Source organism: Mycobacterium sp. pW045 (genome assembly GCF_041287085.1).
Classification (GTDB): domain Bacteria; phylum Actinomycetota; class Actinomycetes; order Mycobacteriales; family Mycobacteriaceae; genus Mycobacterium; species Mycobacterium algericum_A.
In genome coordinates, this window is the sequence record NZ_JBGGKU010000005.1 from 349624 (window position 1) to 357777 (window position 8154).

The following is an 8154-nucleotide window of genomic DNA, read 5'->3' on the forward strand; positions in this document are numbered from 1 at the left end:
CGCTGTCGACCCCCACCGCGAAGAAAGGCCCGGCCCATGGACGCTCAGCAGCAGACCGAAGCCAGCACCGACACCGACCTCGTCGTCGAGAACCTGGTCGAGGAAGTGTCCATCGACGGCATGTGCGGGGTCTACTGACCGTGACCGTCGCCGCCGGGGCGGCGCGCGTCACCGACAGCTTCGACCCGGACCTTGGCTGGCGCCTGCATCCGCAGGTGTCGGTCCGGCCCGAGACGTTCGGCGCGCTGCTGTATCACTTCGGGACGCGCAAGCTGTCGTTCCTGAAGAACCTCACCATGGTCACGCTGGTCACCTCGCTGGCCGAGCACCCCGACGCGCGGTCGGCGTGCCGCGCCGCCGGCATCGATCCCGGCGCGGAGCCGGCTTACCTGCGTGCCCTGGGCGTCCTGGCGGCGTCCGACATCCTGATCCCCACGGACCCGAAGGAGACCCCGTGACCGCTCCAGCCGTCGCCCCGAGCCTGGTCGAACACTTCGAGCACGGCCTCGACGCACCGATCTGTCTGACCTGGGAGCTCACCTACGCCTGCAACCTGGCCTGCGTGCACTGCCTGTCGGCGTCCGGGCGGCGCGACCCGCGGGAGCTGTCCACGAGGGCGTGCAAAGACATCATCGACGAGCTGGAACGCATGCAGGTGTTCTACGTCAACATCGGCGGCGGCGAACCCACGGTGCGAGACGACTTCTGGGAACTGGTGGACTACGCCACCGCCCACCACGTCGGGGTGAAGTTCTCCACGAACGGCCTGCGGATCACTCCGGAGGTGGCGGCCAGGCTGGCGACCAGCGACTACGTCGACGTCCAGATCTCGCTGGACGGCGCCACCGCCGAGGTCAACGATCCGATTCGTGGCAAGGGCTCCTTCGACATGGCGATCCGTGCGCTGGAGAACCTGTCCGCGGCAGGCTTCGCCGACACCAAGATCTCGGTCGTGGCGACCCGCCACAACATCGACCAGCTCGATGACTTCGCCGCGCTGGCAGCGCGATACGGCGCCACGCTGCGAATCACCCGGCTGCGCCCGTCCGGTCGTGGCGTCGACGTCTGGGACGACCTGCACCCGACCGCCGCCCAACAGCGCCAGCTCTACGACTGGCTCGTCGCCAAGGGTGACGGGGTGCTGACCGGGGACTCCTTCTTCCACCTGGCGCCGCTCGGCGAGTCCGGTGCGCTGGCCGGCCTGAACATGTGCGGGGCCGGACGGGTGGTCTGCCTGATTGACCCGGTCGGCGACGTCTACGCCTGCCCGTTCGCCATCCACGACGAGTTCCTGGCCGGAAATGTGTTGACCGACGGCGGGTTCGATCAGGTGTGGAAGCACTCCAAGCTGTTCAACGAGCTGCGCAGCCCCACGGCGGGCGGTGCCTGTGCCAGCTGCCCGCTGTATGACACCTGCCGGGGCGGCTGCATGGCCGCCAAGTTCTTCACCGGCCTGCCGATGGACGGGCCCGACCCGGAGTGCGTTCGTGGATTCGGCGAGCAGGCGCTGGCCGGCGACCGACAGAAGCCGCGTCCGAGCAGCGACCACTCGCGTGGGACACGCAGCAGCGCAAGGCAATCCCTGACCCTGCTCACCCCGACGAAGCCGCCCAAACGGCTGTGCGATGAAAGTCCGGTCTGATCCATGGCTCGTGATATCTGGTTCGAAACCGTCGCCATCGCCCAGGAGCGCGCGCGCAAACGCCTCCCGAAGTCCGCGTACTCGTCGCTGATCTCAGCCAGCGAGAAGGGTGTGACCGTCTCCGACAACGTCGAGGCGTTCAGCGAGTTGGGTTTCGCTCCGCACGTGGTCGGCGCGTGCGAGAAGCGTGATCTGTCGACTACCGTTATGGGCCAGGAGCTTTCGTTTCCGGTAATGATCTCGCCGACGGGCGTGCAGGCGGTCGACCCGGACGGTGAGGTTGCGGTCGCCAGGGCGGCCGCCGCGCGCGGCACCGCGATGGGCCTGTCGTCGTTCGCCAGCAAGCCGATGGAAGAGGTCATCGCTGCCAACCCCAAGACCTTCTTCCAGGTCTACTGGCTCGGGGGCCGCGATGCGATCGCCGAACGCGTCGAGCGTGCCCGGGACGCTGGTGCGGTGGGCCTGATCGCCACCACCGATTGGTCCTTCTCGCACGGCCGGGACTGGGGAAGCCCCAAGATCCCGGAGCAGATGGACCTCAAGACCATGATCAAGATGATGCCCGAGGCCCTGAGCCGGCCGCGGTGGTTTCTGCAGTGGGCCAAGACCCTGCGACCGCCGAGCCTGCGGGTGCCCAACCAGGGCCGACGCGGCGAACCGGGTCCGCCGTTCTTCCAGGCCTATGGCGAGTGGATGGGAACACCACCGCCGACCTGGGAGGATATCGCCTGGCTGCGCGAACTCTGGGGCGGGCCCTTCATGCTCAAGGGTGTCATGCGCGTCGACGATGCGAAAAAGGCTGTGGACGCCGGAGTTTCGGCGATCTCGGTGTCGAACCACGGTGGTAACAATCTGGACGGCACACCGGCGGCGATCCGGGCGCTGCCCGCTGTCGCCGAGGCGGTCGGCGGCCAGATCGATGTTTTGCTGGATGGCGGCATCCGACGGGGCAGCGACGTCGTCAAGGCGCTGGCACTGGGTGCCCGGGCGGTGATGATCGGCCGCGCCTACCTGTGGGGGCTGGCCGCGGCCGGCCAGCCCGGGGTGGAGAACGTCCTCGACATCCTGCGTGGTGGGATCGACTCGGCCCTGATGGGGCTCGGGCGGGCCTCCGTGCACGATCTGTCACCGGACGACATCCTGATCCCGTCCGGTTTCGCCCGCGCGCTCGGTGTGCCCTCCGACGGAGGCCGGTAGCCCGCTCAGCGCCGTCCACCTGCGAACTCCCGGCCCGTCCCTGGTACTGCCGTGGCGCACGGGACGGGCGTGATGTTCGGCGATCGCTCCGGAATGCCGACGGCCAGGAATTTCGTGCGTTCCCTGTCAATAACTGGTGTACGGCAGTTGAATTCGCTTACCATCGTCCGATGGCGGTTCGTGGCGATCTCGGTAGTTCGACCTGGGACGAGCTGCAGAACCGGCTACAGCGCCAGCTGCCGGGTCAGTCGTTGACCCTGCTGGTCCCGGTCGGCTCGACCGAACAGCACGGACGGCACCTGCCGCTGGACACCGACACCCGGATCGCGCAGGCACTTGCCCGGGCGGCGGCCGGGCGGCTGCGCAGAACCGCGTCGGGCCGCGATGAGCACGCCTGGTCGGTGGCGCCCGCGGTGGCCTACGGCGCCAGCGGCGAGCACCAGAGCTTCGCCGGAACCATCTCGATCGGCACCGAGGTGCTGAGCCGGGTGTTGCTGGAGTACGGCCGGTCGGCCTGCTGCTGGGCGCAGCGGGTGGTCTTCGTCAATGGGCACGGCGGCAACGTGCCCGCGCTGGCCGAGGCGGTAGGCCGGTTGCGCTTCGAAGCGCGCGATGTCGCCTGGCTGCCGTGTGCCACCGCGGCGGCCGATGCGCACGCGGGTCACACCGAAACCTCTCTGCTGCTGTATCTTTCGCCCGACGACGTGAGATTTGAGCAGGCCCGGCCGGGCAACAGTGCCCCATTGGCGCAGTTGCTGCCGGCAATGCGGCGCGGCGGTGTCGCCGCAGTGAGTGCCCTCGGAGTGCTCGGTGACCCCACGACCGCCACCGCCGCCGAGGGGCAGCGATTGTTCGCCGAAATGCTGGACAGCGGTGTGGCGGCCATCCACGCCTGGGCTCCCGGGCCGGACGGGATGCTGCGATGACCCCGGCCCGACTTCCCGACGGTTTCGCGGTGCAGGTAGACCGGAAGGTGCGGGTGCTGGGCCGCGGGTCGACGCTGCTGGGCGGTTCACCCACCCGGCTGCTGCGGCTGGCGCCTGCCGCCCAGGGGATGCTCTCCGACGGTCGCCTGGAAGTACGCGACGCCGTCAGCGCCCAACTGGCCCGTACCCTGCTCGACGCCACGGTGGCCCATCCGCGGCCCGCGGGCGGGCCGTCGCACCGTGACGTGACCGTCGTTATCCCGGTGCGGGACAATGTTATCGGGCTCAGACGGTTGATCGCGTCGTTGCGCGGGCTGCGCGTGGTCGTGGTGGACGACGGGTCGCAGGTCCCGGTCTGCAGGGATGACCTGGCAGCGGCGGATTGCTGCGAGGTCGAGGTGCTGCGCCACCCGGAGGCCCGGGGGCCCGCGGCCGCCCGCAATACCGGACTCGCGGCCTGCACGACGGATTTCGTGGCGTTCCTGGACTCCGACGTGGTGCCGCGCCGGGGCTGGCTGGAAGCGCTGCTCGGACACTTCTGCGATCCCACCGTGGCGCTGGTCGCCCCCCGGATTGTCGGTATGGCCGACAGTGACCACCTGGTGGCGCGGTACGAGGCCATCCGTTCGTCACTGGACCTCGGCGGGTGCGAAGCCCCCGTGGTGCCGTACGGCAAGGTCGCCTATGTGCCCAGCGCGGCGATCATCTGCCGCTGTTCGACGCTGCGTGAGCTGGGCGGTTTCGACGAGGAGCTGCGTTCCGGCGAGGACGTCGACCTGTGCTGGCGGCTGGTGGACGCCGGCAGCAGGTTGCGCTACGAGCCGATCGCGCTGGTGGCTCACGATCATCGGGTGGCGCTACGGGATTGGGTGGCGCGCAAGGCATTTTATGGTGGCTCGGCGGCACCCCTGTCGGCGCGTCACCCGGACAAGACGGCGCCGATGGTGATTTCCGGCTGGGCGCTGGCGGGTTGGGCGGTGATGGCGCTCGGGTCGGTGCTGGGCTACCTGGTGTCGGCGGCGATCACGGCGCTGACCGGCCATCGGGTCGCCAGGTCGATGCGCGGAGCCGACACCGCGCCCGCCGACGTGCTGGCGGTGACGCTGCGTGGGTTGGCGGCGGCCGGGCTGCAGATCGCCTCGGCGCTGTGCCGGCACTACTGGCCGATCGCGCTGCTGGCCGCGTGTCTGTCGCAGCGCTGCCGGCGGGTGGTGCTGCTGGCAGCGGTCAGCGACGGAATAGTGGACTGGCTGCGGCACGCCCGCTGCGACGGCGACGACACCCGCCCACTCGGGCTGCCGGCTTACCTGCTGCTCAAGCGGGTCGACGATCTGGCGTACGGGGCGGGCCTGTGGGGCGGGGTGCTGCGGGAGCGCAACTTTGCCGCACTCAAGCCACAGATCCGCAGTTAGGCCGCCTTGACGGTTCCGGTGGTGCACAGTGATGTGCTCGTGGTGGGTGCCGGTAGTGCGGGGTCGATTGTGGCAGAACGTCTCTCGGCGGACCCGGCGTGCACGGTGACGGTGTTGGAGGCCGGCGTCGGATTATCCGATCCGGTGCTGGCTGCCAAGGTGGCCGACGCCTCGCTGTTGCCGATCGATACCGCCAGCCCGTTGGTGCGGCGCTATGTCGCGCAGTTGACCGGCCACCCGAGCGCCGCGATGACGATCGTGCGCGGCGCGACCGTCGGCGGCTCCGGCGCGGTCAACGGCGGCTATTTCTGCCGGGGGCTGCCCGGCGACTTCGATAGCGACCTACCCGGCTGGTCGTGGCCCGAGGTGCTGGAATCCTTTCGTGCCATCGAGACCGACTTGGACTTCGGCGGTGACCAACACGGCGACCGCGGACCGATACCCGTTCGGCGCACCCGTGAGATGTGCGAAGGCACAGCGCGATTCATTGCCGCAGCGGAGCGAGCGGGTTTCAGCTGGATCGCAGACCTCAACGATGCCGCTGCCGCAGCCGACCCCGGAGTGGGCGCGGTGCCGCTGAACGTGGTCGACGGAGTACGCACCGGACCGGGGGCCGCCTATCTGCTCCCGGCATTGCCGCGGACCAACCTGACGCTGCTCACCGGGGTGGCGGCGTTCGGCGTCGACATCGTGGGGGAGCGAGCCGTGGCGGTACGCGCGCTCGGCCCGGACGGTCCGATGCGCCTGACGGCCGACCGAATCATCTTGTGTGCCGGCGCGATCGGGTCGGCACATCTGTTGATGCTGTCCGGTATCGGTGAGGAGGCGATGCTGCGGCACGTCGGCGTTGCGGTGCGAGCGGTGCTGCCGGTCGGGGCGAGCTGTGCCGATCACCCGGAATGGCTGGTGACCCCGGACTGGCAGGGAACGCCGGGACGTCCGCCATTGGAGGCGGTGCTATACCACGATGATCTCGAAATTCGGCCCTACACCACCGGTTTCGCCGGAATGGTCGGCGGATATGCCCCCGGGGAGCCGCCGCGCGTTGGCGTGGCATTGATGTCGCCGCGAGCGCGGGGGCGCCTGACACTGGTATCGGCGGATCCGCGGGTGGCGCCCCGTATCGAACTCCGCTACGACAGCGAGCCAGGCGACCTGGCGGCGCTCCGGGCCGGGGTGGAGCTCGTCGGGGCCACGCTGGGCGTGAAAGCCGATGCCGGCGCGCCGCACTGGTCGACGTCTCAACACCTCTGCGGCAGTGCCCCGATGGGCCGGGCCGGCGACGCGTCCGCGGTGCTCGATGCGCAGTGCCGGGTGCGCGGCATCGAGGGGCTGTGGGTGATCGACGGCTCGGCGCTGTCCCGGGTGCCGGGCCGTGGCCCGCATGCGACGATCGCGATGCTGGCGTATCGCGCGTCGGGGATGATCCGCGGTCAGTCCCGCAGCCGGTAACGGATGGGCAGGTGCTTGACGCCGCCGACGAAGGTCGTGGAGATCAGCTGCGGCTCACCGGTCAACTCGATGGCGTCGAGCCGGGGGATGAGTTCACGGAAGAAGCTGTCGATTTCCATTCGGGCCAGCGCGGACGCCACGCAGAAGTGCACGCCGTAGCCGAACGACAGGTGCTTGTTCGGGTCCCGGCCGACGTCGAAGGCGAACGGGTTGTCGAAGACCTCCTCGTCGTGGTTGGCCGAGACATAGGACAGGTACACCGATTCGCCCTTGGCGATCGGCACGCCGCGCACCTCGGTGTCGGCGGTCGCGGTACGCATGAACTCCTTGACCGGCGTGACCCAGCGGATGATCTCCTCGACCGCGGTGGGCATCAGGTCCAGATCTGCGCGGAGCCGCTCGCGCTGGTCGGGATGTTCGATGAGCGCGCGCAGCCCGCCGCCGATCGCGGCGCTGGTGGTGTCGTGGCCGGCGGTGGCGATGATGACGTAGTAGGAGACGGTGTCGAGATCCGACAGCGGCTCACCGTCGATGCGGGCGTTGGCGATGGTCGACGCGAGGTCTTCGGTGGGGTTCGCCCGGCGGTCGGCGGTCAGGGCGTTGAAGTAGGCGAAGAAGTCCAGCAGCACCGGCAGCTGTTCCTCCGGGGTGACGCCGCGCCGGTATTCGTCGTCGTCGCCGCCGAATAGTTCCTGGGTCAGCCGGAGCATGCGCGGGAAATCCGACTCCGGCAGGCCCAGTAGCGACATGATCACGTACAGCGGGTAATTCAGCGCGATGTCCTGAACGAAGTCGCATTCCGGGCCGATCCGCAGCATCTCGTCGACGTAGCGATTGGCGAGTTCGTCGATGCGTGCCTTCATCGCCCGCATCGCCTTGGGCCGGAACCAGTCGGAGACGATGCTGCGCATCTTGTGGTGGTGCGGGTCGTCCATGTGGATCAGCGTGCGCAGTCCCATTCCGGACTCCAACAGCGAACGCTGGAGATCGTCGGCGTCGGCAGGGGCCAGCACCGGCCGCGGCTCGTTGATCCACAGCTCGTTGTCGCGTTCGATGTCCATGATGTCGGCGTGCCGGGTGATCGCCCAGAACGGCCGGTAGGGACGATGGTCGACCAGCGACACCGGCGCGTTCGCCCGCAGATGCGTCAGGGCTGCGTGCAGCCGTGGTTCGTCGGCGTAAGCGCTCGGGTCGGTGAACACCCGGGCGGCCTGATCGATTATCGGTGCGCTCATCGCGGCTCCTTGCCTTTTCTTGACACGTGTCAGCTTCGTTCCAGTGTCGGCGATATCCGACCGTCGTGGCGACGCTTTGCCGGTATTGGGGGTTTGATTCGGCGGTCCAGCTTCGGCTCTCCTTCGTCGAACCTCGCTAACCGCCGGTGTTGATTCGGCGGTCCAGCTTCGGCTCTCCTTCGTCGAACCTCGCTAACCGCCGGTGTTGATGCGGCGGTCCAGCTTCGGCTCTCCTTCGTCGAACCTCGCTAACCGCCGGTGTTGATGCGGCGGTCCAGCTTCGGCTCTCC

At 68.9% G+C, this 8154-nt stretch carries 8 protein-coding genes; 7 read left to right on the plus strand and 1 reads right to left on the minus strand.

Annotated elements, in window-relative coordinates; translation table 11 throughout:
• The first annotated feature begins 36 nt into the window (after nt 1-36).
• The 7 genes from mftA to mftG all read left to right on the plus strand — a co-directional run bounded on the left by mftA (nt 37) and on the right by mftG (nt 6629).
• Nucleotides 37-138 (plus strand): mycofactocin precursor MftA, encoded by a 102-nt coding sequence (gene mftA, locus ACAG20_RS10935; protein WP_041318669.1) that lies wholly within the window; start codon nt 37-39, stop codon nt 136-138.
• Between the two features lie 2 nt (nt 139-140).
• Nucleotides 141-458, plus strand: a complete 318-nt coding sequence (gene mftB / locus ACAG20_RS10940) for a mycofactocin biosynthesis chaperone MftB (RefSeq protein ID WP_112683487.1) — start codon at nt 141-143, stop codon at nt 456-458.
• Nucleotides 455-1642, plus strand: a complete 1188-nt coding sequence (gene mftC, locus ACAG20_RS10945) for a mycofactocin radical SAM maturase (protein WP_112683486.1) — start codon at nt 455-457, stop codon at nt 1640-1642. Before mftB ends, mftC begins: the two co-directional genes overlap by 4 nt.
• A gap of 3 nt (nt 1643-1645) precedes the next feature.
• Nucleotides 1646-2839 carry a pre-mycofactocin synthase MftD gene (mftD, locus tag ACAG20_RS10950; RefSeq protein ID WP_370492506.1) on the plus strand — a complete coding sequence of 398 codons (1194 nt, stop codon included), beginning with the start codon at nt 1646-1648 and terminating at the stop codon, nt 2837-2839.
• 170 nt (nt 2840-3009) lie between these two features.
• Nucleotides 3010-3765, plus strand: a complete 756-nt coding sequence (mftE, locus tag ACAG20_RS10955) for a mycofactocin biosynthesis peptidyl-dipeptidase MftE (protein WP_370492507.1) — start codon at nt 3010-3012, stop codon at nt 3763-3765.
• Nucleotides 3762-5177 carry a mycofactocin biosynthesis glycosyltransferase MftF gene (gene mftF / locus ACAG20_RS10960; protein ID WP_370492508.1) on the plus strand — a complete coding sequence of 472 codons (1416 nt, stop codon included), beginning with the start codon at nt 3762-3764 and terminating at the stop codon, nt 5175-5177. Before mftE ends, mftF begins: the two co-directional genes overlap by 4 nt.
• Nucleotides 5178-5183: 6 nt before the next feature.
• Complete coding sequence (mftG, locus tag ACAG20_RS10965; RefSeq protein WP_370492509.1) at nt 5184-6629, plus strand: mycofactocin system GMC family oxidoreductase MftG; 1446 nt, start codon at nt 5184-5186, stop codon at nt 6627-6629.
• Here the strand turns inward: mftG and ACAG20_RS10970 are convergent.
• The gene (locus tag ACAG20_RS10970) at nt 6611-7864 is read right to left on the minus strand and encodes a cytochrome P450 (RefSeq protein WP_370492510.1); all 1254 of its coding nucleotides are present in this window, start codon (nt 7862-7864) and stop codon (nt 6611-6613) included. The two genes, mftG and ACAG20_RS10970, sit on opposite strands and share 19 nt — an antisense overlap.
• Nucleotides 7865-8154: the final 290 nt, after the last annotated feature.